The 24,935-nt window shown below is 62.2% G+C and carries 18 protein-coding genes; 7 read left to right on the top strand and 11 right to left on the bottom strand.

The window, feature by feature from the left end; all coding sequences use genetic code 11:
* Nucleotides 1–115: 115 nt before the first annotated feature.
* The gene (locus NH234_RS20075) at nt 116–1,108 is read right to left on the bottom strand and encodes a diaminopimelate epimerase (RefSeq protein WP_367254042.1); all 993 of its coding nucleotides are present in this window, start codon (nt 1,106–1,108) and stop codon (nt 116–118) included.
* A 161-nt stretch (nt 1,109–1,269) separates the two neighbouring features.
* Between NH234_RS20075 and NH234_RS20080 the strand changes: the two genes are divergently transcribed.
* Nucleotides 1,270–2,421, top strand: a complete 1,152-nt coding sequence (locus NH234_RS20080; protein ID WP_085733549.1) for an MFS transporter — start codon at nt 1,270–1,272, stop codon at nt 2,419–2,421.
* Between the two features lie 42 nt (nt 2,422–2,463).
* On the opposite strand, the gene NH234_RS20085 is transcribed toward NH234_RS20080, so the two are convergent.
* The 5 genes from NH234_RS20085 to NH234_RS20105 form a co-directional block, all read right to left on the bottom strand.
* Entirely contained in the window at nt 2,464–4,887 is a 2,424-nt protein-coding gene (locus NH234_RS20085; protein WP_367254044.1) for a TonB-dependent siderophore receptor, read from the bottom strand.
* 98 nt (nt 4,888–4,985) lie between these two features.
* A complete protein-coding gene (locus NH234_RS20090) occupies nt 4,986–5,969 on the bottom strand; it encodes a FecR domain-containing protein (protein WP_367254046.1) in 984 nt (327 codons plus the stop codon).
* Between the two features lie 40 nt (nt 5,970–6,009).
* Nucleotides 6,010–6,510 (bottom strand): sigma-70 family RNA polymerase sigma factor, encoded by a 501-nt coding sequence (locus tag NH234_RS20095; protein WP_045121794.1) that lies wholly within the window; start codon nt 6,508–6,510, stop codon nt 6,010–6,012.
* A gap of 94 nt (nt 6,511–6,604) precedes the next feature.
* Nucleotides 6,605–7,441, bottom strand: coding sequence for a hypothetical protein (locus NH234_RS20100; protein ID WP_367254048.1), 837 nt, complete (start codon nt 7,439–7,441; stop codon nt 6,605–6,607).
* Between the two features lie 97 nt (nt 7,442–7,538).
* Complete coding sequence (locus NH234_RS20105; protein WP_367254050.1) at nt 7,539–8,252, bottom strand: class I SAM-dependent methyltransferase; 714 nt, start codon at nt 8,250–8,252, stop codon at nt 7,539–7,541.
* A gap of 180 nt (nt 8,253–8,432) precedes the next feature.
* Here NH234_RS20105 and NH234_RS20110 point away from each other — a divergent pair, with 180 nt between their 5' ends.
* The 3 genes from NH234_RS20110 to NH234_RS20120 are packed head-to-tail and all read left to right on the top strand — an operon-like array spanning nt 8,433 to nt 12,351.
* On the top strand, nt 8,433–9,602 hold the full coding sequence (locus tag NH234_RS20110) for an aromatic ring-hydroxylating dioxygenase subunit alpha (protein WP_367254052.1): 1,170 nt from the start codon (nt 8,433–8,435) through the stop codon (nt 9,600–9,602).
* Nucleotides 9,603–9,641: 39 nt separating this feature from the next.
* Nucleotides 9,642–11,303, top strand: a complete 1,662-nt coding sequence (locus NH234_RS20115; protein WP_367254053.1) for a choline dehydrogenase — start codon at nt 9,642–9,644, stop codon at nt 11,301–11,303.
* Between the two features lie 13 nt (nt 11,304–11,316).
* Complete coding sequence (locus NH234_RS20120; protein ID WP_367254055.1) at nt 11,317–12,351, top strand: GlxA family transcriptional regulator; 1,035 nt, start codon at nt 11,317–11,319, stop codon at nt 12,349–12,351.
* A gap of 1 nt (nt 12,352) precedes the next feature.
* Here NH234_RS20120 and NH234_RS20125 read toward each other — a convergent pair whose 3' ends face one another.
* The 4 genes from NH234_RS20125 to NH234_RS20140 all read right to left on the bottom strand — a co-directional run bounded on the left by NH234_RS20125 (nt 12,353) and on the right by NH234_RS20140 (nt 20,760).
* Nucleotides 12,353–13,084 (bottom strand): class II aldolase and adducin N-terminal domain-containing protein, encoded by a 732-nt coding sequence (locus NH234_RS20125; RefSeq protein WP_367254056.1) that lies wholly within the window; start codon nt 13,082–13,084, stop codon nt 12,353–12,355.
* 145 nt (nt 13,085–13,229) lie between these two features.
* A complete protein-coding gene (locus NH234_RS20130; RefSeq protein ID WP_367254057.1) occupies nt 13,230–17,699 on the bottom strand; it encodes a hemagglutinin repeat-containing protein in 4,470 nt (1,489 codons plus the stop codon).
* A 94-nt stretch (nt 17,700–17,793) separates the two neighbouring features.
* Complete coding sequence (locus NH234_RS20135) at nt 17,794–19,521, bottom strand: ShlB/FhaC/HecB family hemolysin secretion/activation protein (protein WP_085733540.1); 1,728 nt, start codon at nt 19,519–19,521, stop codon at nt 17,794–17,796.
* Between the two features lie 105 nt (nt 19,522–19,626).
* Nucleotides 19,627–20,760, bottom strand: a complete 1,134-nt coding sequence (locus NH234_RS20140) for an MFS transporter (protein WP_085733539.1) — start codon at nt 20,758–20,760, stop codon at nt 19,627–19,629.
* A gap of 97 nt (nt 20,761–20,857) precedes the next feature.
* Between NH234_RS20140 and NH234_RS20145 the strand changes: the two genes are divergently transcribed.
* The 3 genes from NH234_RS20145 (at nt 20,858) to NH234_RS20155 (ending at nt 24,425) form a co-directional block, all read left to right on the top strand.
* Entirely contained in the window at nt 20,858–21,622 is a 765-nt protein-coding gene (locus NH234_RS20145) for a helix-turn-helix transcriptional regulator (protein ID WP_085733538.1), read from the top strand.
* Nucleotides 21,623–21,717: 95 nt separating this feature from the next.
* Nucleotides 21,718–22,836, top strand: coding sequence for an HlyD family secretion protein (locus NH234_RS20150; protein ID WP_085733537.1), 1,119 nt, complete (start codon nt 21,718–21,720; stop codon nt 22,834–22,836).
* Nucleotides 22,833–24,425: a DHA2 family efflux MFS transporter permease subunit gene (locus NH234_RS20155; protein WP_085733536.1), complete on the top strand. Its 1,593-nt coding sequence runs from the start codon at nt 22,833–22,835 to the stop codon at nt 24,423–24,425. Before NH234_RS20150 ends, NH234_RS20155 begins: the two co-directional genes overlap by 4 nt.
* Before the next feature lie 4 nt (nt 24,426–24,429).
* Here the strand turns inward: NH234_RS20155 and NH234_RS20160 are convergent, their stop codons facing one another.
* Nucleotides 24,430–24,870 carry a carboxymuconolactone decarboxylase family protein gene (locus NH234_RS20160; protein ID WP_085712558.1) on the bottom strand — a complete coding sequence of 147 codons (441 nt, stop codon included), beginning with the start codon at nt 24,868–24,870 and terminating at the stop codon, nt 24,430–24,432.
* Between the last annotated feature and the right edge of the window lie 65 nt (nt 24,871–24,935).

Below are 24,935 nucleotides of genomic sequence, written 5' to 3' on the forward strand. Positions count from 1 at the left end.
TCGCAAAACGATAGAGTCGCCCTGTCAGATCTGACAGGCGACAACCGCAGCGAAACGGCTCACAGTGAAGTCCAAGGGATCCATCGTTCCCGGGGGGACGATCATGAAAGGGACTTCACCTTTTTGTCTGATGCGCGGTGCCGAACAGGCGCACGCCGGTCAGATCACCGCCCTGTTCCTCCAGTAATACCGGTGCCGTCCCGCCCGGCATGACCACCTGCACCTCACCTGCCGACACCCAGCCTACCCGCCACGCCGCACACGCCACTGCACTGGCGCTGGTGCCGGAAGACGCCGTCGGGCCTTCGCCCCGTTCGAATACTCGTGCGGCGATGCGTTGATCGCCGGCGCGCATCGCCCATTGCAGATTGACCCCGGCCGGGCACGGCTGGCCGGCGCCGACGGGCATGGCGAAGGCGATGGCGGTCAGGCTGTCGGCCAGCGGCGACTCAAGCATCTGCGCGTTGCTCGGCAGTGCGGCTTCGTCCTGCACCAGCGTCACGCAATGGGGATTGCCGATGCGCACGAACTGGCTGTGCTCCCAGGCAGGATCGAGTTGCGCCAATGGCCGGACGCGGCTGACTTCCACGTTGTTGAACTGCACGGGTTCAACGCCGACTGCACCGACGGCTGCCGGACCGAATCCGGGTTTCCCGAGTTCCAGCCAGAAGCCTTGTACACCCGCCACCTCAGCCGGTTTGACGGCAACGGGCACCGGCGATGACGCATCCAGCTTGTCGTGATGCACCTGCAACGATGCGCCCTCTTCCGGCATCAGCCCTTGCTCAAGCAGTGCCTGAGAGAAAATCGTCAAGCCGTTGCCACTGCGCTCGGCCAGCGTGCCATCGGTATTGACGATCAGCATATCGAAAGGAGGCGAGGATTGAAACGGGCCGATCAGCAAGCCATCGCTGCGGTGGGACTTGCTGCCGGCAGGTCGCTGATCGTCGGACCAGTCGCAACACAGGGTGATCGCGGCGCGGCTCCACGCCTGTCGGGACAAGGCACATTGCGCGGCATCGGTGGGCAGGTCGATGCCCGACTCCCGCAGCGCCCTGGGTGAAATCACTCCGTAGATATTGCCCCGTGCATCGTAGAACTGCGTCATGAACCGCCCCGTGTTTTCCTGTTTTCTGAAGCGCCACTTTAAAACGCAATTCCCTGTGGGAGCGAGCTTGCTCGCGATCGCGATGTATCAGTCAGGCTCGCTCCCACAGAAGAGCTGTGCAAGGATGTCCCCTGCTGAAACGTTTTTTGCCAAGGATTCCAATGACCAGTCTTACGCCCAACGACACCTTCGTCCCCGGACGCCTGCAACAGATGTCCACGCGCATCGCCTTCTTCATCGCCGGGCTCGGCATCGCCGCATGGGCGCCGCTGGTGCCGTATGCCAAGGCACGGGCCGGGCTCGATGAAGGGACGTTGGGTCTGTTGCTGTTGTGTCTGGGTGTGGGTTCGATTCTGGCAATGCCGCTGGCGGGGATTCTGGCCACGCGGTTCGGCTGTCGGCGTGTGGCAACCGGCGGCACCTTATTGATCTGCGCGGCATTGCCGTTGCTGGCAACGGTGTCGTCGATCCCGGCGTTGATCGCTACGTTGTTCATGTTCGGCGCCGGGCTCGGCACGGTGGATTCGACGGTGAACCTGCAAGCGGTGATCGTCGAGCGGGCCAGCGGCAAGAACATGATGTCGGGGTTTCACGGCCTGTTCAGCCTCGGCGGGATCGTCGGCGCGGCAGGCGTCAGCGCCCTGCTCGGCCTTGGTTTGTCGCCATTGGCGGCGATGCTGGTGGTGGTCGCGGTGCTGATCGCAGCGCTGTTCAAGGCTGTGCCGCACATGTTGCCCTATGGCAGTGAAAGCTCGGGGCCGGCGTTCGCGATCCCTCACGGAATCGTGCTGTTCATCGGCGGCATGTGCTTCATCGTGTTCCTCACCGAAGGCGCGGCGCTGGACTGGAGCGCGGTGTTTCTGGCGCAGGAACGCGGGATCGATACGGCCTATGCAGGGCTGGGTTATGCCGCGTTCGCGCTGACGATGACTGCAGGCCGTTTGACCGGTGACCGGATCGTTCGCGCACTGGGTGCGACGCGGATCATTCTGTTCGGCGGCCTGCTGGCGGCGGCAGGTTTGTTTCTGGCGACGTTCGCCCCGAGCTGGGAAGCGGCACTGGTCGGTTATGCACTGGTCGGCGCCGGATGTTCGAACATCGTGCCGGTGCTGTACACGGCGGTGGGCAAACAGACGGTGATGCCGGAAAGCATCGCCGTGCCGGCGATCACCACGCTGGGATACGCGGGAATTCTCGCGGGGCCGGCGGTGATCGGGTTTGTCGCCCATGCCAGCAGCCTGAGTTTTGCTTTCGGGTTGATGGCGACGCTGCTGGTGGCGGTAGCAATTGGCGGGAAAGCGCTGAAGGTCTGAGCCAGCTCGTTCCCACGCAGCGTGGGAACGAGCCAAACAGCGTCAGAACCCGACGCTGGCCTGCACGAAGAACGTACGCGGCGCGCCGACATACATTCCTGAGTTGTTGTCGCTGGAACGGGTGAAGTACTGCTTGTCGAAGATGTTTTTCACCCCCGCGCCGAGCTTCAGGTTCGACAGCTGCGCACCGAAGTCATAGCCTCCGCGAACGTTCCAGGTCACATAACCCGGGATGTCGCCGTACTGACCGTCCGCCGTGCCTTCGGTGATGTAGTTGTTGCTGAAGCTGCCGTCGGCATTCACGCCGGTGCCCGGCGAGCGCTGTTTGGATTGGGCGAAACCGTCGATGTTGTAGGTCCAGCGATTGATGTCGTAGCGCAGGCCGATCGTTGCCACCTGACGCGAGTAGAACGGCAGGTCACGGCCCTTGAAGCCCGGAATCTCCCCTTCATACGTGGCGCGGGTGTAGGTGAAACCGGCGTTGGCGGTCAGGCCATCGAGGCGCGGATCCAGCGCCGCCATGTCGTAGTGCACCGAAGCCTCGATACCCTGGTGTTTGGTCGCGCCGAGGTTGGTCCAGCCTATGTCGTTGCTGATGTATTGCAGCTCGTCATCGAAGTCGATGTAGAACAGCGTCACTTCACCGCCCCACACATCATCGTTGTAACGGGTGCCGATCTCGTAGGTCTTGGCCTTTTCCGGCTCCAGGCCATTGGCCGTCTGGTCACCCGAGCCGCCCTGCCCCAGTTGGAAATACTGCAGGCTGCCGAACGAGGTTTCGTAGTTGGCGAACAGCTTCCACGCATCCGACAGGTGATACATCACGCTCAGCGCCGGCAGCGGTTCGTTGCTCTCGATGCTGCGGTTTTTCTCCGGCACGCGTTTGCCGGCGGTGTCGAGCACGGCGCGGTCGTGCCAGTCGGTGTTGATGTGCTCGAAGCGAATGCCCGGGGTGATGGTCCATTTGCCGACGTCGATCTTGTTGTCGACGTAGACCGAGTTGGCCTCGGTGCCGCCGGTACGGTCCTGGAACACATGGCCGTCGGAAGTCTTGGTGACCACCGGCTCATTGTTGACCAGCGCCAGACGGCTCGACTGCTCGTGCATGGCCTCTTTCAGGTAGCGATAACCGACGCTGACTTCCTGAGTGGTCGGGCCGACATCGAATACCCGCGAGACGCGTGGTTCGATGCCCAGGGTGTAATAGGAGCGCGGGTACGAGCTCAGGGTTTTCTGGTCGCGGGCGGCGATGGTGCTGCCACGGAAGCTGTCGGTGTAATAGGTCAGCACTTCGGCCTGGGTGCGTTCGTCGATCTGGCGGATCCACTTGAACGACACGTCCTTGCGGCGGCCGCTGAAGTTGTCGTAGTCGCGCACCGAGTCATACGGCTTGTCATCGTACTGCTTCTGCGTCAGACCGCCGGGCATGTCGGCGCTGGCATCGTAGTAGTGGAAATTGAGACTGAAATCGTCCTGATCGGTCGGCGCCCAGTGGGTTTTGAGCAGCACGTCGTCGATGTCGTTGCCGTTGTTACGCTCGCGGTAACCGTTGCCGTTGACGCCGGAGTACAACAGCGCGACGCCCATGCCGTTGTCGGCGGTGCCGCCGAGGAAAGCGGTGTCGATGTGCTTCCAGCCGCCATAACGGGTGGTTTCCAGGGTGGTGCCGATTTCACCGGTGGCTTTTTCCGGGATCGCACGGGTCACGAAGTTGATCACTCCGCCGACGTTCTGTGGCCCATAGCGCACGGAACCGGCGCCGCGCACGACGTCGATGCTGTCGAGGTTGCCGGAGGAAATCGGTGCCATCGACAGTTGTGGCTGACCATACGGCGCGAACGCTGCCGGCACGCCGTCGATCAGTACGGTGGAGCGAGGCGACAAGCGCGAAGTCAGGCCACGTACGCCGACGTTCAACGAGATATCGCTGCCACCGGTGCCATTGGAGTCCTGCACCTGCACACCCGGCACACGCTTGAGGACGTCGCTGACGTTCATTGCGCCCTGCTCGACCATGGCTTCGCGGCGAATTACAGTCCGCGCGCCCGGATGGTTCTGCACCACGGCGGCATCAGCATCGCCGAGCCAGTCACCGACTACTTTGATGTCGGTCACGCCCAGTTCCAGCGGGCCGTTGGCGGCTGCGGCCGGCGCTGGCGACAGGGTCACCGAGCCTTCATTGATCTGATAGTTCAAGCCACTGCCCTGCAGCAACTGGCGTAGCGCATCCTCCGGCGAAAGATTGCCATCGACGGCCGGAGCCTGTTTGCCGGCGACCAGGTCCGGGCTGAAAAACACCTGCAGCGAGGTTTGCTGACCCAGTTCGCTCAGCGCCTGGCCCAGTGGCTGCGCGCGGATATGAATGGCATCGGCGGCGAATGCCAGCGGCATCGCAGCGTTGACCGCCAGTGCGAGCGCCAGCGGTAACCAAGGGGATTTTTTGTTGTTGGCAGTGGTGTTTTTCACGTCGAACGGAGTCCTGTGGATCGCAAGAGTGTGCGGCTGTTAATGCAAACCAGTTGCAGTTGAACAGGAAGACGACGAACTCGAAAAAAACCTGAATTTTATTTTGAAATTATTTCCTGGCTGCCGTCGGCGTGGGTACGCACGGCCACCGGAAGAATGTTCGGCAAGGCCTTGAGCAAGGCGTCGGTGTTGTCGGACTTGAACACGCTGGTCAGACGCAGATTGGCCACCGTCGGGTTGGCGACGGTCAGCGGCCTCTCGCGATAACGAGACACTTCTTCGACCACTTCACTGAGACTGGCGTTGTTGAACACCAGTTTGCCGCTGCGCCACGCCGTGAGTTCCGCCGGGTTGACTGCATAGGCCTGGGCCACCACGCCATGGGCATCGACATGGGTGCCGAGGCCGGCCGTCAGGTTGATGAACTCGTTGTCCGGCGCATTCCGCCCCTGCACCTTGACCGTCCCCTGCTCTACCGCGACCCGGGTTTGCGTCACGTCGCGGCGCACATCGAACCGAGTACCGGTGACCGTGACCCTGCCGCTGCCGGCCTCGACCACGAACGGCCGCGAGGTATCGTGTTCGACGCTGAACATCGCCTCGCCTTCGGTCAGCTCGATGAGCCGCCGACCTTTCTCGAAACGCACCTGCAAGCGGCTGCGGCTGTTGAGATCGATCACCGAGCCGTCCGGCAATGCCACATGGCGACGCTCGCCCAGCGCCGTGGCGAATTCGGCGCTGTAACCTGCCGGGTGATTCAAGCCACTGAACAGACCGAGCCCGAGAGCCACCGCGACCACACTGGCCGCCACCGCATACCGCAGCAACGGACGGCGCTCACGACGCGCCGGCGGGGTTTCACACAGAGCCTTCAGCCGTGGCGCCGGCAGCAGATCCGCCGCCGTCCACAGGCCTTGCAGCAACTGGAATTCGTCTCGGTGCTGCGGATGTTCGTTCAGCCAGGCTTCGAAGTTCCGATATTGTTCGGCGTCGACAGCAGGCTCCTGCAAACGCACAAACCAGCGTGCCGCCTCATCGCGCACCGTTGTTTGCCCGCACGCGCAATCACGAGTATCCATCATGGAATGTCCTGTTTGGCTCGGGATGAAAAGACGCCGCGGCTCATGATTGCGCCCCGTCCAGGCGATCACGCAGATGCCGCAGGGTGCGGATCATATACTTTTCCACCATGTTCTTGGACAGGCCCAGGCGCTCGGCGATTTCCGCCTGGGTCAGGCCTTCGATCTTCTGCCAGACGAAAATCCGCCGGCAGTTGACCGGAAGCTCCGTGAGCGCCCGTTCGATGGAATCGGCCAGCTGGATCGCATGCATGTAATGCTCCGGGTCACCGGTCGGCGACTCACTGAGATCGATCGCCTCCGACTCCATGGCACCCCGCCGGTCCTCACGCCGATAACCGTCCACCGCGATGTTGCGCGCGGTCTGGTGCAGATACGCCCGGGGCTGCTGCACCGCCGACGAATCGGATTCGAGCACACGCACAAAGGTGTCGTGCGCCAGATCCTCGGCCTGCGAGCGATTGCGCAGGCGACGGGTCCAGGTGCCGATCAACTCTTCGTAATGCTCGAGAAAGCCGGGTCTGCGGGGCAGCATGGGAATCATTGCGGCGTGCTGAGGAAAGGGGAGCGAATGGTAATACTTCCCATTAAGCCCGGCAAATCATTCCTGGGCCCTTCGACAAGAGGATGCAAACACCCTATTTGCCTTTGACCTTGCCGATACCTTTTCCCTGATCCGGATCGACAATCCCGAAGCAGCCCACCGGTGGGTGCAGGTACTGATACAGGGGATTGACCAGCAGGTGCGCATCACCGCAAGTAATCAAGTGCATGTGGTCACGGTAAGTGTCGATGAGGTGCTGGATCGAAGGCGCGATGTAGGGATGAATGCCAGTGCGCAACCCCATGCCGGCCTTCACGTAGTTCGAATAGAGTTCCTTGAACTTGCCACCGTCCTTGGCTGACAGCCGCGTAGTTGGCGATGGGGGAGCACTGAACAGATCCTGAAACTTCTCGAACCCCGTCCTCTCTCCCACGTAGGGCCTGGCAAAATCTGTGAGGGCCTTGTACTCGGCCTTTAGAAATCCCATGTCCGCGACTTTTTTGCAGTCGTCCAGCATGCCTTGGACGAATGAAACCATGACATTGGCGGGAAAGTCTTGCGCTTTGTTGTAGTAATTCTTCATCAGGTTTTCAAGGATCGGGAAAACCGAGTGCTCCCAGCCGAAAACCTTGCCCCGGTCGAAAACCGGCGCGAATAACGGCGGCACTGACTGACGCGTGACGTCCCTTGGATACTGCTCGACATGGCAGACGATCTTGTTGTCTTCGATCAGCGGTCCGAAGAAGTCTGCCCATACACCCTGAGCCGCCCACTGAAACGGCGGTTCCCGGTGGGCATCGCCGGTGAGAAAGATCATCGGGTCGTACTCATCCGGAAAATGTTTGGCGGCCGCTGCAAGATCCTCCGCCCGCTCATCCGACATCAACACCCCTTCATCAATCCACCAACTGCTGCCGAACTTCTTGCCCATGAAATTGCACTCCGTCAGTCCCTTGCAGTGAGCATCCGTTTCATGACGCTAGCCGTCATCCGGGATTTTTCCAGTAGCCCACGACACCTCCAGCGCTCTAAACCGCGACAACCTCCGCTTTGCGCGAGCAAAACCACCCATGCATCAACCCCGCCTGAAAGAACTGAACCGGCGCCTCGAACCCCGCCGACTCGATCAGTCCTGCGACCTGTGGCGCCGGCAGGATCGCCACATCGCTGGCATACGCGGCACGCGCTCGTTCGAGCATTTGCGGCGGCACCTGGGCCGAAGCCATCAGCGTCATCCAGTGACGCAGCAATGCTTCGTAGGCCGGCGACGCGGTGTCAGAGGCGAGATCAGCATTCGCCAGAACCCCTCCCGGCAGCAGACGACGGGCAATCTCGTGAAAAAAGCCGATACGGGCCTGCGGATCGAGCAAAAACTGCGACACCAGAAAACAGGTCGCACCGTCATAACCGGGCTCATCCGTCAGCGTATCGAGATAACCTTCGTGAAAACGGCAACGGGCCAGGAAGCCGCCTTCAGTTGCTCTTTGACGGCACACGTCGAGCATCGCACCCGAAGGGTCGACCCCAGTGAATTGCCAGCCGGGAAACCGCTGCGCCAGATGCGCCATTTCCACACCGGTGCCCACACCGACACAGAGAATCCGGGCATTCTCCGGCAGGCCCGCGAACACCGAATCCAGCAGCAAATAAAGAGCATCACGAATGGGCGCCATGCCGCTCCACTGTTTGTCATAGACAGCGGACTGCTGGTCGAACAAGGCCTTGAGCGCTTGATTGTCCATGGAGAAATTTCCTCTGCATCATGATCGCGGTGAAGTTTCATTATCGCAGGGCTGTCAAGGCCTCCACGGTCCAGCGTGCGATTGATCATTCCGCCCAGCAACTGGTCGCAATCCATCAACCCCCACACCGTCCAGCACCCTAGATTAGATCCCACAACAACAAGCCGTGGAGATCGCCTCATGCACAGTTTCCAGACCCGCAAGCAGCACAGCCCGGTCGACGCCTGGGATCAGCAGGATCCGGAGCAGGCCTTCACCCTGCCCTCGCGTTATTTCTACGACGACAGTCTGTTCCGTGCCGAGCGCGACAACATTTTCATGAAGGCCTGGCATGTCGCCGGGCATGTGAGTGAGTTCGCCGAGCCGGGGCAGTTTGTGGTCACCGATCTGTTCGATCAGAGCGTAGTGGTGGCGAAGAACCGGCAGGGGCAAATTCATGGTTTTCACAACGTCTGTCAGCATCGCGGCAATCGCTTGCTCGAAGAACGCCGTGGTACTACCGGCGGCGTGGTGCGCTGTGCCTATCACTCGTGGTGCTACGAGATGGACGGCAGCCTGCGCGGTGCGCCCCGTTGCGAGCGGATGAAGAATTTCGAGCTGGCGCAGTTCAACATTCCGCAGGTGCGCACCGAAGAACTCGGCGGCTTCGTCTACTTCAATCTCGATCCGAATGCACCGTCGTTGCGGGATCTGTTCCCCGGTGCCGACGAAGAAATGCGCCGGGTGTTTCCGGATCTGGCCGACATGCGCCTGATTGAGGAACAGGACGTGATCGTGCCGGCCAACTGGAAAGTGATCATGGACAATTCCATCGAGGGCTATCACTTCAAACTGTCCGGCCCGTGCCACATCGACCTCGCCAAACTGATCGATTTCAAGGGCTATCAGTTGATCAAACGCGACAACTGGTGGACCTACGCTGCACCGGCCAACCTGTCGGCGACCGAGGCCTATGGCGTGCCGCTGAAAAGCGAGCCGAACCCGCAGGAATGCTTTTTCAACATCGGCATGTGGCCGAACAACACCTTCTACACCTTCCCGTTCTCCGAGTTTCTCGGCTCGTTCATCATGATTCCGCTGGATGCCGAGCGCTCGCTGCTGCGCTTCGGTTACTACTCCAGCAACCCCGAGACCGCCGTCGTCAGCACCGCATGCATGAAGTGGATGAACGAAGACCTCGGCCCCGAGGACATCGCCCTGAACATCTCGGTGCAAAAGGGCCTGCACTCGCTCGGCTATGACCAGGGCCGTTACATGATCGACGCCCAGCGCAGCAATGAAAGCGAGCATCTGGTGCATCACTTTCATCGCTTGGTGTTCAACGGCATTCACGGCCATTGCGTGGACTGATCCGCCCTTCCCTCGTCATTTGTCAGAACGGAGCAAACCATGGACGAAACCGGGTTTGATTACCTGATCGTGGGCGCCGGCTCGGCTGGTTGCGTGTTGGCCAATCGCCTGAGCGAAGACCCGAACGTGCGCATCCTGCTGCTGGAAGCCGGGCCCGAGGACAAGAGCTGGACGATCGACATGCCGTCCGCCGTGGGCATCGTGGTGGGTGGCTCGCGCTACAACTGGAGCTATCAGTCGGAGCCGGAGCCGTACCTCGACGGCCGCCGAATCGGCACGCCGAGAGGCCGCACTCTCGGCGGTTCATCGTCGATCAACGGCATGGTCTATATCCGTGGCCATGCCAGGGACTACGACAGCTGGGCTGAACAGGGCTGCATTGGCTGGAGCTATCGCGAGGTGCTGCCGTACTTCAAGCGTGCGCAGACTCACGCCGATGGCGGCGATGACTATCGCGGTGCCCGCGGCCATTTGCACGTCACTCCCGGCGATGTTGAAACACCGTTGTGCGCGGCGTTTATCGCGGCCGGTGCCGAGGCCGGTTATGGGGTCAGCGAGGACTTGAACGGTTTCCGTCAGGAAGCTTTCGGCCCGGTCGATCGCACCACACGCAACGGTCGGCGCTGGAGCACTTCGCGTGGTTATTTGAGCGAAGCATTGGCACGGGGCAATGTGCGCGTGGTGACCGATGCGTTGGCTCTGCGCATCCTGTTCGAAGGGCGGCGGGCGGTCGGGATTGAATATGAGCAGAACGGTGAAATGAACACCGTTCGCGCCCGCCGGGAAGTGCTGCTGACCGCCGGGGCGATCAACTCGCCGCAGTTGCTGTTGCTCTCGGGGGTGGGTCCGGCTGCAGAACTGCGCGACCTCAGCATCAGCGTCGTGCACGACCTGCCGGGCGTCGGCAAACGCCTCAACGATCACCCGGATGCGGTCGTGCAATTTCGCTGCAAGCAACCAGTGTCGCTGTATCGCTGGACCACCGCGCCAGGCAAATGGTGGATCGGCGCGCGCTGGTTCGTGCGCCACGATGGCCTGGCGGCGAGCAATCATTTCGAGGCCGGCGCCTTTCTGCGCTCCCGGGCCGGCGTCGAACACCCGGATCTGCAGCTGACTTTCATGCCGCTGGCCGTGCAACCGGGCAGTGTCGAGCTGGTGCCGGCCCACGCGTTCCAGATCCACATCGACCTGATGCGCCCCACCAGCCTCGGCAGCGTGACGTTGTACAGCGCCGAACCCCGACGGCCGCCGAGGATTCTGTTCAATTACCTGAAGACCGCGCAGGACCGTGCCGACATGCGCGCCGGGGCACGGCTGGTGCGCGAGATCATCGAGCAACCGGCAATGGCTCCGTTCAAGGGTGAAGAACTGGTGCCGGGCCGTTCGGTGCAGACCGACGCCGAACTCGACGCATGGGCGCGGCAGGTCACGGAAACCGGCTACCATGCCAGCGGCACCTGCAAGATGGGCCCGGCGGACGATCCTGAAGCGGTGGTCGACCCGCAATTGCGAGTGCACGGCCTCGACGGCTTGCGCGTGGTGGACGCGTCGATCATGCCGGTGATCGTCAGCGGCAACACCAACGCACCGACGGTGATGATCGCGGAAAAGGCCAGCGACCTGATCCGTAACCTCGCGCCGTTGCCAGCCCTCGATGTACCGGTGTGGATCAACCCGCACTGGCAGACCGAACAACGATGAAGCCGAGATGGCGATGACCCGATCCGCTGAAGCTGTACCGCGCAATGAAGCACCGCTGCGAGTGGCGGTGCTGTTGTTGCCGGCGTTCTCCAATTTCGGTCTGGCGGCGGTGCTGGAGCCGCTGGCCATCGCCAACTGGCTGAGCCAGCGCACGCTGTTCGAGTGGACGTTGTTGTCCTTGCAACCCGGCCCGGTAGCCGCCAGCAACGGTCTGGCGAGCATCGCCGAGGACGGCTTGAACACCGAGCAGGCCTTCGACGCCTGCGTGGTGCTGGCCAGTTTCGAGGTGCATCAACACAGCCGCAATCCGGCGCTCAAGAGTTGGCTGCGCAAGCAGGCGCTGTTCGGCGCGGTGTTGATCGGCGTGGAAACCGGCACCGAACTGCTGGCCGCCGCCGGTGTGCTCGACGGCTACGAAGCGGCGGTGCATTGGGACAACCTGCAGGCTTTTCAGGAGAGTTACCCTAAAGTCCACGCCCGACCACAGCTCTACACCCTCGAACGCCAGCGCCTGACCTGCGCCGGTGCGACCACCATTCTCGACATGCTGCTGGGCTGGATCGGCCAGCGCATCGATGCGGACCTGGCCCGAGAAATCGGCCTGCACCTGTTGATGGGCCAGATGCGCGCCCCGGCGGACAATCAGCTCGACGGCGGCCTGGGCAACAGCGGGATGTACGGCAACAAGATCCGCCACGCCGTGCAGTTGATGGAAAAGGCTCTGGAAGAACCGTTGGACTGCGAGGCGATTGCCAGCGAGGTTGGCCTGTCGCGGCGGCAACTGGAGCGCCAGTTCAAACATCAGACCGGGCTCTCGCCACTCAAGTACTACATCACCCTGCGCCTGGCCCGGGCGCACAACCTGCTGCAACAGACGCAAATGAGCGTGGCCCAGGTGGCGGCGTGTTCAGGGTTTGGCTCGCTGGAGCATTTCTCCCGCACTTACCGCGCACGTTTCGGCTGCCCGCCGAGCGAGGACCGGCGTCAGGCGTGGAGCGCTCCGGTGATGCGCCAGCCGTTGAGCAAGACGCACTTATCGCAAGAATGAGTCACTGTCGGTACGCCGGTTCTTCCTCATCGAGGATGCTCATCAATGCGTTGAAATGCTTGTCGGCAAACCCCGGATAATCCAGCCATTGTCGACACGTCTTGCGCGCCACTTCATCGCTGACCACACGCAATTCGCGCCCGGTCGCCAACGCGGTGATGTACACCTCGCAAGCCCGCTCGAAGTAATACAGATCATCAAACGCCTGGGCCACGCTCGGTGCCGCGACCAACAAGCCGTGATTGCCCATCAGCAGGATCGGTTTGTCGCCGAGCAACCGACTGACCCGCTCCGCCTCATCGCCAAGGCCCATCCCGTCAAAGCTGTCATCGATAGCCACCCGCTCGAAAAACCGCATGCTGTTCTGCTCGATCGGTGGTAGCCGCGAATCCTTCAGACAGGCCAGCGTCGTCGCGTATTTGCTGTGGGTGTGCAGGATGCAACGGGCCTGGGGGTGATTGCGGTGCAAGGCGCTGTGCAAGGCCCAGGCGGTGATATCCGGGGCGTCCGGGCGGTCGAGACTGGCCGGATCGTCGGCGTCGAGCTGCAGCAGATCACTGGCGCGGATACGCGAGAAATGTTTGCCGTAAGGGTTGATCAGAAACTCGCGACCGTCCGCTGAAGTGGCCACGCTGAAATGGTTGGCGATGGACTCGTGCAGGTTCAGACGCGCGGCCCAGCGCAGGGCGCAGGCCAGCTGGGTTCGCAGGTGTTCGACGTTGTTGCTTTGCATGGCGCGGCCTCCCGGTTTCACCCGAGTTTAGAGCGCGTGCATTCATCGACTTGACGGGAAACGACAATGGCTGCCGTTTTGAGCGGGGTGTCCATCAGAAGCGGGAGCGAGCAGGCTCGCTCCCGCCGGTTTCACTGACGGTGAATCAACCTTTTTCGTCGATCCCCGCTTGCAGGGACTGACTGTCCAGATAACCGCTCAGGGTCACCGGTCCGACTTTCAGGTTGCCGTTTTCAAGCGACACCTTCGGCGCGTTTTCTTCGGTTTTGTGCGGCAGATCCAGGCCGGCTTTCACGCCGTAATCACGGTTGCTCAGATCGCTGCTGCTGACCTTCGAACCGCCCAGGTCGACTTTGCCTTGCTCTGCCGACACCCGCGCACCGGTCAGTTGGGTAGCACCACCGACGGTGAGGTTCACACCCTGACTACCTCTGATGCCGGAGGCCTGTTTCACGCTGTCCTTGTGCGCGTATTCGCCGTCGACTTTCAGCGTTGGCTTGTAGTCGGTGCCCGCGAGTTTTCCCTTGTCGTCGGCCGGGGTCCTCTTGGCAGTCAGACCCAGATCGACATCGACCTTGGCGTGAGTGCTGGAGTCCTGACGGCTTTCGACCGACAGATCACCGGTCACTTTGCCGCTGACGTTGCGCGCATCGATCCGCTCACCGTTCAGGCTCGCATCGCCCGCGCTGTTCAGCGCCAAAGTGTCAGCCTTGATCTGGCTGTTCTGTTGGGTGGTGCCTTGCAGGTAATCCACGCCGACCTTGGCCCCGGCATTGAAACCGTGATCGCTGCTGACTTTTTCATCGGCGGTGGTCGGTGTGCTTTTGCTCAGATTGCCACCGGCATTCAACGCCACATTCCAGTTGTTGCGGCTGTCGGTGGACTGCGCGGACTCCTGCACGAAACCGCCCTTCTGCGCATCGATGCCGACGTTTGGCGCGCTGACCTGAGTGCCTTGCAGGTGAACCGAATCACCGCTCAACGTGATGTCGTTCTGGCTGTTGAGCTGGCCGCCGCTGAGGGTCTGAGTGTTCTCGTTGACCCGACCGATGTTGAAGTTGCCGCTGAGGTTGCCGCCCTGATCGCGGCTCTTCTCGCTGCTGGTTTTGCTGCCGCCGGCCTTCAAACCGCCGCCGAGATTGCTGCCGGTGGCGAGGTGCGAGTCGGTGGCCGCTTGCAGGTCGAGCTTGCCGTCAGCCTTAAGGTCGATAGCGCCAGCGCTGTCGATTTTCGTGCCTTGCTGAACCTGATTGCCGCCGCTGCTCAATTGCACCGAGCCGTTGCCGCTGAGGCTGGCGACGTGCGCCTGGGTGTCGGTGGTCTGGTTGCCTTTGTGATCGAGCTGAAAACCCGCGCCGAGATCGACGTTGGTGCCCTCGGTGCCCGGCAAGGTGCCGACGGTCAGCGAACCGTTGCCGCGCAGGCTGGAGCTGTCGCTGCTCTGACGGTCGTTGGCCTGATTCAGGGCCAGATCACCGCCAGTCTTGATGCTGACGCCGCCCTGCCCGCCGTCGAAACGGCTGCCTTCGAACTGGGCATTGCCGCCGACATTGATGTTCACACCCTGGCTACCGGCGTAACCGCCGACCACCGCCGTGGAGCTGCCCTTGCTCGACTGACTGCTGCCACCCGCGCCGCTGCCGGCCACGTTCACGTCTTCACCGGTCTTGGTGTAGACGCGCACATCGACCTTGGCATCCACCGAGTTCTCGGTGCTGCTGCGGGTGTTGCTGGCCGCGTCGGCCACCAGCTTGTCGGCGCTGATGTTCACTTTGCCGGCGCTGGCGTTGTACTGGGTGCCCTGATCGTGCAGCGTGCCGCCGACCTTCACGTCCACGGTCTTGCCATCGAACCGGCTGACCACCGCGTTGCTGCTCTGCCCGGTTTTATCGGCGCTGGCATGACCGATTGCCACGTCGATACCGACGTTCGGCTGACCGAGATTGGCCAGTGCGTCCTTGTCCGGCACCTTGCCGTCGAGCACGTCTTTCACGGCGCCGGCAATCGGCCGGGCGATGTCTTTGTACTCGATGTTGGCGCCGATGTCCGCCGACCAGTTGCTCTCGCTGTGAGTGCTGCTTTCGTTGTGGCTGGCGGCACGGTTGTCGACTTCGTTGGCGACGACGTTCAGACCGTTGCCGGACTTGAGTTGCGCGCCCTCGGTGGCGAGTTTGTCAGCGTTGATGTTGAGGCTGCCGCTGCTCTGCACGCCAGTGGTTTGTGCGGTGTTTTTGCCGGTGGTGTCTTGCGAGGTGCTGTGCGAGAAATCCACGCCGCTGCCCGCGCGGTCGAGGCCGCCGGTGTAGTAGAAACCGCCGCCGGTGCTGCGGGTCTCGGTCGAGGTGCTGTGGCTGTCCTGCTCGGCCAGCAACGAGACGTTTTTGCCGCTCAGGGTGGTGTCGCCAGCGGTGGATTTCACCTCGGCGCCCTTGAGCGTCACATCGCCGCCCGCCTTGACCTGCACGCTGCCGCCGCTGAGGCTGGAGCCCTTCTGGGTGACGTCGTTGGCAGTGACGGTTTGCGCCTTGTCTTCGTAATGCACGCCGGCGCGGTACTGCTCCGCCGTCTGCTCCTTGGCGTAGGCGTCGAAGCCACGGGTCTGGGTGCTGTTGCTGCTGTCGTGGGTGTTCTGCGTCGAATGCACATTCACATCACCCGCCGCATCCGCCGTCAGCGAACCGCCGGCCTTGACCGTGGAGCCGGCGACTTCGATGTCTTTGGCACTTTTCAGCTTGAGGTTGCTGTCGGAAGCCAGCTCGCTGCGCACCGTGGTGCGCTCCTTGCTGCTCTGGCGCGACTCGTCCTTGGTGATGCCAAAGAACTTGCTGTCCTTGTCATGGTTGTTGCTGTGCGAGGTGTCCTGCACGCCGTCGATGGTCAGCGAACCGTTGTCGCTGATCACGCTGGCGTCCTGGCCGCCGCGTACCTGGCTGCCGCTGATGCGCACGTCGTCGGCCTTGACCACCAGTTTGCCAGCGGCGTTGATCTTGCTGCCCTGATGCTGGGTCTGGCCCTTGTCGGCATCGCCGGTCTTGCCGAAGAAACCACCGCCGACCAGATCACCGGAATAGCGGTTGTCGCTGCTGCGGTTGGTGCGGGTCGCAGTGGTGATTTCCACCTGTTTACCGGCCAGTTGCAGATCGCCGGCGCTGTCGATTTCGGCGCCTTCGGAGCGCAACAGTGCGGCGGTTTGCAGGGCGATGTTGCTGCCCTTCAACTGGCTGGTGACGCTGCGCTGCTCTTCGCTGCTGCTGTCCCAGTCGGCTTTCCACAGGTGTTTGCGGTGCTTGCCCTGATCGGTCTGGGTGCGGCTTTCAGTGGCGGCAGTCAGGCGCAGGTCGCCGCCGCTTTGCACGCTGAGGTTGTTTTTCGCTTCGACCTTGGCGGCTTTCAGTTCGGTGTCTTTGCCGGACGACAGTTGCGCGTCGCGGCTGGCGATGACCTGGCTGCCGTGCTGGCGCGAATCGCTGTCGGTCTTGGTGCGCTCGTAGGTTTCCCAAGTGATGCCGATGGTGCTGTTGTTCCAGTTCTCGCGCTGCTCCTGGAGCTTGCGGCTTTCGACGGTGGTCAGGGTCAGGTTTCGCTTGGCATCGACCTTCACGTCGCGACCGCTGACGTCGGTGGCGGCCAGCGTCAGGTCCTTGCCGCTGTGCAGGCCGACGTCGCCCTGGCTGCTGCGAATGCCGGCACGGGTCACGTCGAGACTGTCCGGGATCGCCTGGCCGCTGACGCTCAAGTCGCCAGCCGAACGGATCTGCACACCGTCACGCCCGGCGACTTGCACTGCGCCGACATTCACGCCCGCGCCTTCGGCGGTGCTGACGATGTTGATGCGCCCGGCCTGCATCGCGCCGAACAGGCTGGCATCGATCCGCTGATCGGTTGTGTTGGCCGACGGGTCCACCGCTTTTACCTGGCCGCTGACGTAGTCGACCTGATTGCGCCCAACAGTGAGGTTCAGTTGATCACGCGCAGTGATCGCACCCTGGCTGTCGATGCGCGGTGCGATCAGGTTGATCGAGCCTTCGCCATTGCGCAGCCCACCGCTCTGGATCTGCAACTGACCGGTGGCGTCGCGGGTGCTCAGGGCTTGCAGCTTGCCGTCGTTCAGCTCGGGACGGCCGACCACCAGATTGGCGTTCGGCGTGTTGATGAAACTGCCGCCGTTCACCGAAATGCCGTTCGGGTTGGCGAGCACGTAGTCGGCGGCGCGACCGAAGATTTCCTGGGCGCCGTTGATGGCCGACGGGTTGCGGCTGATCACTTCGTTGAGGATCACGCTCGCCGCCTGCCCCTGCAATTGCGGGTTGGCCGCCAGTTGCCCGGCGAGCTGCGATTGCCCGACCTGCAAGGCGTTGTTCAGGACCAGGCCCTGACGGTCGACGTTGTAGTCGAGGAACTGGTTGTGCGACAGACCCGAGCCATTCGGCGCAACGATGTTGACGATCGGGACGCCGCCCTGGGTTTGCAATTGCGCGGTGCCGCCGGGGCCGGGCGCGACCACCACACCGCCAGCCATGGCGCCCGGCAGGTGAGCGACCAGGAATAGACTGGCGATGGCCCAGCGCAGTTTGCCCCGTGGGGAAAGATGAAACGCAAAGGTATTCATTGGCATAAAAAACTCTCCATGTAGTGCGGCATCACGTTGCGCGTTGAGTTGAAGGCCACGGCTGTCGCGCTCAGGTCCGATGGCTGTTGTTCACTGACGTTCATATCTGTAATCCGACCCGCATCAGCCAGGTTTCAGGCTCGCAGTGCAGGCCGGTCGGGGTGTTGAGGCTGCGTTGGTAATCAACATCCACTTGCAGGTTTTTCCAGCCCAGATTGAGACCGATGCTGGCGCCGCTCAGGCGTTGAATCGAGGCACCGTGATCGGCCTTGATCCAGCCGTGGTCGACGCCGACGCGCGGGGTGAGCTGCACCGGAAAATCGTTGCGCAATGGCAGACGCAAGGTGTTGCGCCAGATCGCACCGCTGGCGCCCGACGCACTGCTGACCCGGTAACCGCGCACGGCGGAATCGTCGGTGCCGAGCAGTTGTTCGATGGCCGGCAGCGGATCGGGGCTGTACTGCAAATTGAGTTGGCTCTGCCATTGCCAGGCTTGCGCGCCGAGTTGACCGTTGCGCCATTGGCTGAGGCCGGCGCGGTATTTACGAAACTGCGCTTTGGGCAGGTTCTTGACCTGGCGATCGGCATCGTCGTCGGCGCCGAGCCAGCGCAAACCCTGGGCGTAGTTGAAATCCAGGTTCCACACCGCACGATCGAGCCAGAACAGATTGAGCCCGGCCTCGGCCACGGTCAGGGTTGGGCTCTGGACGCCGAGACGGACGTTTTCCAGGTAACTGTCGACATCCTTGTGCGCCAGTTGCAGGTTGGCGCTGAGCTGATGGCTCTGGTCGCGCCACAACACGCGGTCGGCGCGCAGGCTGAGCTGATCGGTGATGCCGGTGCTGTGCAGGGTCGCCGCGCTGAGCTTGAACGGCGCGCGATATTCGGCGTGGCTGGCGAAGGTGCTGAACGTCCAATAGCCGTAGGGAATTGCGTAATAGAGGCTGGCGTTGCGGTTGTAGCGATCACCCCGGTTGAGGGTGTCGCTGGCACTCACGCTCAACAGGTCGTTGAGTTCCAGCGGACTGTCGAGGCTCAGACTCAGCGTGTTGCGGTCGCGCCCGGTGCTGGCGCTGCCAAGGTTGTCGAAACCGACGCCAAGGGTCCAGCGCGACGGCCCCAAGGTCCGTGAACGCAGGATGATTTTGGACGCACCGGGCTGGCTGCCGGGAGCGATGTCGGCGGTCAGATCAAGCGAGCGCAGACGGTTCAATTGATCCAGCCCCTGCTCCAGATCCCGCAGGTTCAGCGGCTTGCCGAGCATGCCCGGAAACGCACCGCCGAGGGACACCGGCAGGCTCTGGTCGGCCAGTTCGATGGACTCGATGTAGCCTTCGTCGATCAGGATATCCAGCGACTGCCCCGCTGCCGGTGCACTGCTCAGGTACGGACGGCTGGCGATGTAGCCCTTCTCCACGTAGAGCGCAGTGATAGTCGCCAGCAAATGGTTGATCTGGCCGACACCCATGCACGGCGCCAGCAGCGGCTGGATGCGGGTATTGAGCTGGTCTTTGTCGATCAGCGTGACGCCGCCGATGCGCGTGCCGCTCAGGGGCCAGCAGCGTTCGTCGGGTTTGATCGAATCGGGAATGGCCGGGGTGGCAGGCGTCGGGCCGAACGCGCCGCGCTCCAGTTGCCGCTTGCGCTGTTCAAGTTGCAGTTGTTGCAGATCGCGCTGTTGCTGTTGCTGCTGGCGCAACACTTCCTGGCCTGGATTCGACAGTTCGGCGGCAAGAACGCTGGGCGCACACACACTCAACAACAAGGCCGACAACAGCGGGCGAGGCAGAAAACTACAACGGGTAACAGCGCGAATCGAATAGGGCACTCAACATCCTTGCAATCAAATGGCTTAATGCCATCCCATCAATTGCAGTGATAGTCAGAGCCTTCCTACACAATTGCAAGACGCTTCCTACATTGCTTACATTTCTTAAACAAATGCCTTTTTAGCGCGGATCGCCAGCGATAACGCGAGCAAGTTGCAGATCATCAGGGTTTCCCCGAGGGCCTGAGACCACGCTGCCAACATCAACCCCGCCCCGATCAGCAGGTAATAAAACAGCCCCAACAATGCACCGGCGGTGCCCAGACGATCCGTGTAATTGCGCAAGGCTGCGCCGAGAATATTCGGGATCGCCATGCCGAACGCCAGTACCACCAGCAGCATCGGCAGTACGAACCAGACATACGCCTGCAGCAGCCACACGCCGATGCCACCGAACAAACCGGTGAGCGCTGCCAGGCGAATCAACTGCAGAGGACGGCAACCGATTTGCAGCAATCGTTTGTTCAGCCATGCTCCAAACCCTGAGGCTAATGCGAGCACCACGCCGCTGTAGCCGAACCACTCGCCACTCAGGCCGAGACGTTCGAACCGGAAAGGCCCGAGGCTGTAATAGCTGAACAACGCGACATTGAACGATGCAATCCACAGCGCCGAACGCCAGATGCCGGGATCGCGCAACATGTCGCCCATGGTTACGAACAGGCCAACGGAGGTGAGTTGCGACGGACGGGTTTCCGGCAAGGTGCGCCAACTCCAGATCCACAAGATCGAAGCCAGCAGCAGCAACGCAACGAGCACGCCGCGATAGCCGAAGCCCTGAACCAGGCTCGCACCGCTGAACAAACCGATGGCCGGGCTGGCAGCCAGTGCCATGCCCACCAGAGAAAACACCTGGGCCAGTTCGGTCCCGCGATAGCGGTCACGCAATAACGTCTGGGTCACCACCGAGCCAACGGCGGCGCCGAATGCCGCCAGCGCCTGAGCCATCAACAGACCGTTGAAGCTGCGAACGCTCAAGCCCAGAACGCAGGCAAGCGCATAAATCGCCAGACCGGAGAGCATCGAAGGCCGCCGGCCAATCCGGTCACACACCCGCCCCCACGTCACCACGCCAAAGGCAAACGCCAGGAAGTACACCGACAATGTCTGCGCCGCCGCTTGCGGACCAACATCGAACGCACGGCCGATATCCCCCAGCGCCGGGCTGAACAACGTCTGGGCGATCTGCGGAAACATCAGCAGTGCAATCGCCAACATCAAAAAAGTTCTATGACTCATCACCATGACTCCTCAACAAAAACGCCGAGGAGTTTAAAAAGCCGTGGCTGGCGTATTATCCAAACCCTGACAATTTATCGTTGAAATCGGACAACTCATGGCCTGGCTCGAAGCCCACGACCGTTTTGACCCGGATCGCTTCCCGGCGCCGGTAGTCGGCATCGCTTCCACCCTCGGCGATCACGACTCCGGCCTGCATCGTCATCAGCGCGGGCAACTGCTCTACACCCGACAGGGCTGCACGCGCATCACGCTGGCGCAGCAGCTGTGTCTGCTGCCGCCGTCGCGGGCGGCTTGGATTCCCGGTGGCGTCACGCATCGGGCGGTGATGCAGCAAAGCGTCGACTATCGCTCCATCTACCTGACGCCCGAGTTGTGCCGCGAGCTGCCGCAACAAGTCTGCGTGATCGAGGTCAGCCCGCTGCTGCGCGCCGTGCTTGAACCGATGGCGATTGCTGATTTCGCCACCGATTGGCAGCAGGGCAAATTCGTCCACTTGCTGGGGCTGTGCCTGAGTGAAATCCGTGACGCGGCGCAGCAACCGATGCTTTTGCCATTGCCGCAAGACAAGCGTCTCGCCCCCCTGCTTGCACAGCCCGATCAATTGCCACCGGAGCTGCAAGTGCTGGAGCAACAGATCGGCGCCAGCAGCCGCACCATCGGCCGGATCTTCCAGCGCGAAACCGGCATGAGCTATCAACAATGGCGTCAGCAATGGCGATTGATGCGCGCCATGGAGTTGCTCGCCACCGGGCGCAACCTCGGCTATTGCGCGTTTGAACTGGGCTTCGCCAGCGACAGCGCATTCATTGCGTTCTTCAAATCCATTACCGGCAGCACACCCGGCACCTGGCTCAGGTAAGCAACTGACGACCGGCGATAAAAATCAATTGCCACAAAATATTACTCACGTCATATTACAGCCGTAATAACACCCTCGCTTTGCAGGATTACGCCATGACCAGCATGCCCACCGTTGAACCCGACCTCGCCGTTCCGGTCAGCACTCCCAAACCTCCCCTGCTCAAACGCCTGCTGTTGCCCACTGCGGGGCTGACCGCGCTCGTGTTCGCCGGGCTGTATGCCGTGCATTGGTGGGGCGCCGGACGCTTTCTCGAAGAAACCGACGATGCCTACATCGGCGGTGACGTCACGGTGATCGGGCCGAAGGTGGCCGGTTACATCGAAGAGGTGCTGGTCAGCGACAACCAGTCCGTGAAGGCCGGCGACGTGCTGATCCGCCTCGACGCGCGCGACTATCGCGCCAATCTGGCCAAGGCCGAAGGTGCGGTCGCCGCCGAAGAAGCGCTGCTGGCCAACCTCGACGCCACTGAACAACTGCAAGAAGCGGTGATCGGTCAGGCCCGCGCCGGCATCGATGCTGCCGGTGCCGAAACCGCCCGTTCACGGGACGACAACGCCCGCTACAAGCGTCTGGTGACCACCAACGCAGTCTCGGTGGAAAGCGCGCAACGGGCCGACGCCACCTTCAAGACTGCGCAAGCCTTGAGCGCCAAGGCTCAGGCCGAATTGCTGGCTGCGCAACGCCAACTCGCAGTGATCGAAACCCAGAAACAACAGGCCCGCGCCGCCCTCCAGCAGGCCCGGGCCGAACGTGACCTGGCACAACTCAACCTCGGCTACACCGAACTGCGCGCCCCGGTCGACGGCGTGATCGGCAACCGCCGCGCGCGGGTCGGCGCTTACGCCCAGGCCGGCTCGCAACAGTTGTCGGTGGTGCCGGCCAGCGGCCTGTGGGTCGATGCCAATTTCAAGGAAGACCAACTGGCGCGGATGAAACCCGGCCAGCGCGTGAGCATCCACGCCGACGTGTTGTCCGGCCAGGAATTCCACGGCCGCCTCGACAGCCTCGCCCCCGCCACCGGTTCGCAATTCAGCGTGCTGCCGCCGGAAAATGCCACTGGCAACTTCACCAAAATCGTCCAGCGGGTGCCGGTGCGGATCCTGCTCGACCCCGCCGACAGCGTGCTCGGCCACCTGCGTCCGGGCCTGTCGGTGACCGCTGAAGTCGACACCCGCCAGCCCGAAACCACCGCCGTGGCCAGCGCGCCATGAGCCGCGCCCTCGCCGTCCCTGCGCAGCCGTTCAATGCCGCCGAGATGGCGACGGCGACCAAAGTGTTCGCCTTCGCCACCATGTGCATCGGCATGTTCATCGCGTTGCTGGACATTCAGATTGTCTCGGCCTCGCTGCGCGATATCGGTGGAGGGTTGTCCGCTGGCACCGATGAAACGGCGTGGGTGCAGACCAGTTACCTGATCGCCGAAATCATCGTGATCCCGTTGTCGGGTTGGCTGTCACGGGTGTTTTCTACACGCTGGCTGTTCTGTGCTTCGGCAGTCGGTTTTACCCTCGCCAGCCTGTTGTGCGGCGCGGCCTGGAACATCCAGAGCATGATCGCCTTTCGGGCGCTGCAAGGGTTTCTCGGCGGCTCGATGATTCCGCTGGTGTTCACCACGGCGTTCTTTTTCTTCACCGGCAAACAGCGGGTAATCGCCGCCGCGACCATTGGCGCCGTGGCCTCGCTGGCACCGACATTGGGCCCGGTGATCGGCGGCTGGATCACCGATATTTCGTCCTGGCACTGGCTGTTCTACATCAACCTGGTGCCGGGGATTTTCGTCGCCGTGGCGGTGCCGATGCTGGTCAAGATCGACCAGCCGGAACTGTCGCTGCTCAAGGGTGCGGACTATCTGAGCATGGTGTTTCTCGCGCTGTTTCTCGGCTGCCTGGAATACACCCTCGAAGAAGGTCCGCGCTGGAACTGGTTCAGCGACCAGACCATCCTCACCACCGCGTGGATCAGTGCCCTGGCCGGCTTGGCGTTCGTCGGTCGCACGCTGCACGTGGCCAATCCGATCGTCGACCTGCGCGCCCTCAAGGATCGCAACTTCGCCCTCGGCTGCTTTTTTTCCTTCGTCACCGGGATCGGCCTGTTCGCGACGATTTACCTGACGCCGCTGTTTCTCGGCCGGGTGCGCGGCTATGGCGCGCTGGACATTGGTCTGGCGGTTTTTTCCACCGGAGTGTTCCAGATCATGGCGATTCCGCTGTACGCCTTTCTGGCCAATCGCCTCGATCTACGCTGGATCATGATGGCGGGCTTGGCGTTGTTCGCGTTGTCGATGTGGGAATTCAGTCCGATCACCCACGATTGGGGTGCCGGGCAGTTAATGTTGCCGCAAGCCCTGCGCGGGATTGCCCAGCAACTGGCGGTGCCGCCGGCGGTGACGCTGACGTTGGGTGGTCTGGCCCCCGCGCGGTTGAAACACGCCTCGGGCCTGTTCAACCTGATGCGCAACCTGGGCGGCGCAATCGGGATTGCCGCGTGCGCGACCATTCTCAACGACCGCACCAACCTGCACTTCACCCGGTTGGCCGAGCATCTGAACAGCAGCAACGAAGCCTTGAACCAGTGGCTGGCCCAGGTCGGCGGCAACTTCGCCGCACTGGGTCAGAGCGGTGATGTCGGCATCACCGCCGGTCTGCATCAGTTATGGCTGCTGACCTACCGCGAGGCGCAGACCCAAACCTACGGCGACACGTTCCTGATGATCATGGTGTGCTTCGTGATCGCCACGGCGATGGTGCCCTTGATGCGCAAGGTGCAACCACCGGCCGCGCCGAGTGCCGATGCACATTGATCGATCAGGCCTGTGGGGTTTTGCGAAAGCCCACGGCCAGACGGTTCCAGCTGTTGATGGTGCTGATCGCCACGGTCAGGTCGACCATTTCTTTCGGCGAGAACTGGGCAGCGACGGCTTCGTAATCTTCGTCCGGGGCGTGGGTCAGGCTCAGTTGGGTCAGGGACTCGGTCCACAGCAGCGCGGCACGTTCGCGGTCGGTGAAGAACGGCGCTTCACGCCAGGCGGTCACGGCGAACAAGCGACGTGGGGTTTCGCCACCCTTGATCGCGTCAGCGGTGTGCATGTCGATGCAGAACGCACAGCCGTTGATTTGCGAAGCGCGCAGTTTCACCAATTCGATCAGGGTCTTTTCCAGCGGCAGTTTCGAAACGGCGGTTTCCAGGGCGATCATCGCTTTCAGGGCGTCTGGGGAAGCGGTGTAGAAATCGGCACGAGGTTTCATGGTGACTCTCCGGGGCGAGTGAATGTGTGGCTACGTTAGTCCCGGGGGCGGACCAAACAAATAGC

Origin of the sequence: Pseudomonas sp. stari2 (genome assembly GCF_040760005.1) — a bacterium.
Taxonomy (GTDB): Bacteria; Pseudomonadota; Gammaproteobacteria; order Pseudomonadales; family Pseudomonadaceae; genus Aquipseudomonas.

Excerpts from the sequence above, each read along its gene's own strand:
- NH234_RS20100 (WP_367254048.1), bottom strand. The coding sequence starts at position 7,441 with ATGGGCAAGAAGTTCGGCAGCAGTTGGTGGATTGATGAAGGGGTGTTG.
- NH234_RS20080 (WP_085733549.1), top strand. The coding sequence starts at position 1,270 with ATGACCAGTCTTACGCCCAACGACACCTTCGTCCCCGGACGCCTGCAA.
- NH234_RS20120 (WP_367254055.1), top strand. The coding sequence starts at position 11,317 with ATGACCCGATCCGCTGAAGCTGTACCGCGCAATGAAGCACCGCTGCGA.
- NH234_RS20095 (WP_045121794.1), bottom strand. The coding sequence starts at position 6,510 with ATGATTCCCATGCTGCCCCGCAGACCCGGCTTTCTCGAGCATTACGAA.
- NH234_RS20150 (WP_085733537.1), top strand. The coding sequence starts at position 21,718 with ATGACCAGCATGCCCACCGTTGAACCCGACCTCGCCGTTCCGGTCAGC.
- NH234_RS20160 (WP_085712558.1), bottom strand. The coding sequence starts at position 24,870 with ATGAAACCTCGTGCCGATTTCTACACCGCTTCCCCAGACGCCCTGAAA.
- NH234_RS20115 (WP_367254053.1), top strand. The coding sequence starts at position 9,642 with ATGGACGAAACCGGGTTTGATTACCTGATCGTGGGCGCCGGCTCGGCT.
- NH234_RS20090 (WP_367254046.1), bottom strand. The coding sequence starts at position 5,969 with ATGATGGATACTCGTGATTGCGCGTGCGGGCAAACAACGGTGCGCGAT.
- NH234_RS20105 (WP_367254050.1), bottom strand. The coding sequence starts at position 8,252 with ATGGACAATCAAGCGCTCAAGGCCTTGTTCGACCAGCAGTCCGCTGTC.
- NH234_RS20155 (WP_085733536.1), top strand. The coding sequence starts at position 22,833 with ATGAGCCGCGCCCTCGCCGTCCCTGCGCAGCCGTTCAATGCCGCCGAG.
- NH234_RS20145 (WP_085733538.1), top strand. The coding sequence starts at position 20,858 with ATGGCCTGGCTCGAAGCCCACGACCGTTTTGACCCGGATCGCTTCCCG.
- NH234_RS20110 (WP_367254052.1), top strand. The coding sequence starts at position 8,433 with ATGCACAGTTTCCAGACCCGCAAGCAGCACAGCCCGGTCGACGCCTGG.
- NH234_RS20125 (WP_367254056.1), bottom strand. The coding sequence starts at position 13,084 with ATGCAAAGCAACAACGTCGAACACCTGCGAACCCAGCTGGCCTGCGCC.
- NH234_RS20140 (WP_085733539.1), bottom strand. The coding sequence starts at position 20,760 with ATGAGTCATAGAACTTTTTTGATGTTGGCGATTGCACTGCTGATGTTT.
- NH234_RS20130 (WP_367254057.1), bottom strand. The coding sequence starts at position 17,699 with ATGCCAATGAATACCTTTGCGTTTCATCTTTCCCCACGGGGCAAACTG.
- NH234_RS20075 (WP_367254042.1), bottom strand. The coding sequence starts at position 1,108 with ATGACGCAGTTCTACGATGCACGGGGCAATATCTACGGAGTGATTTCA.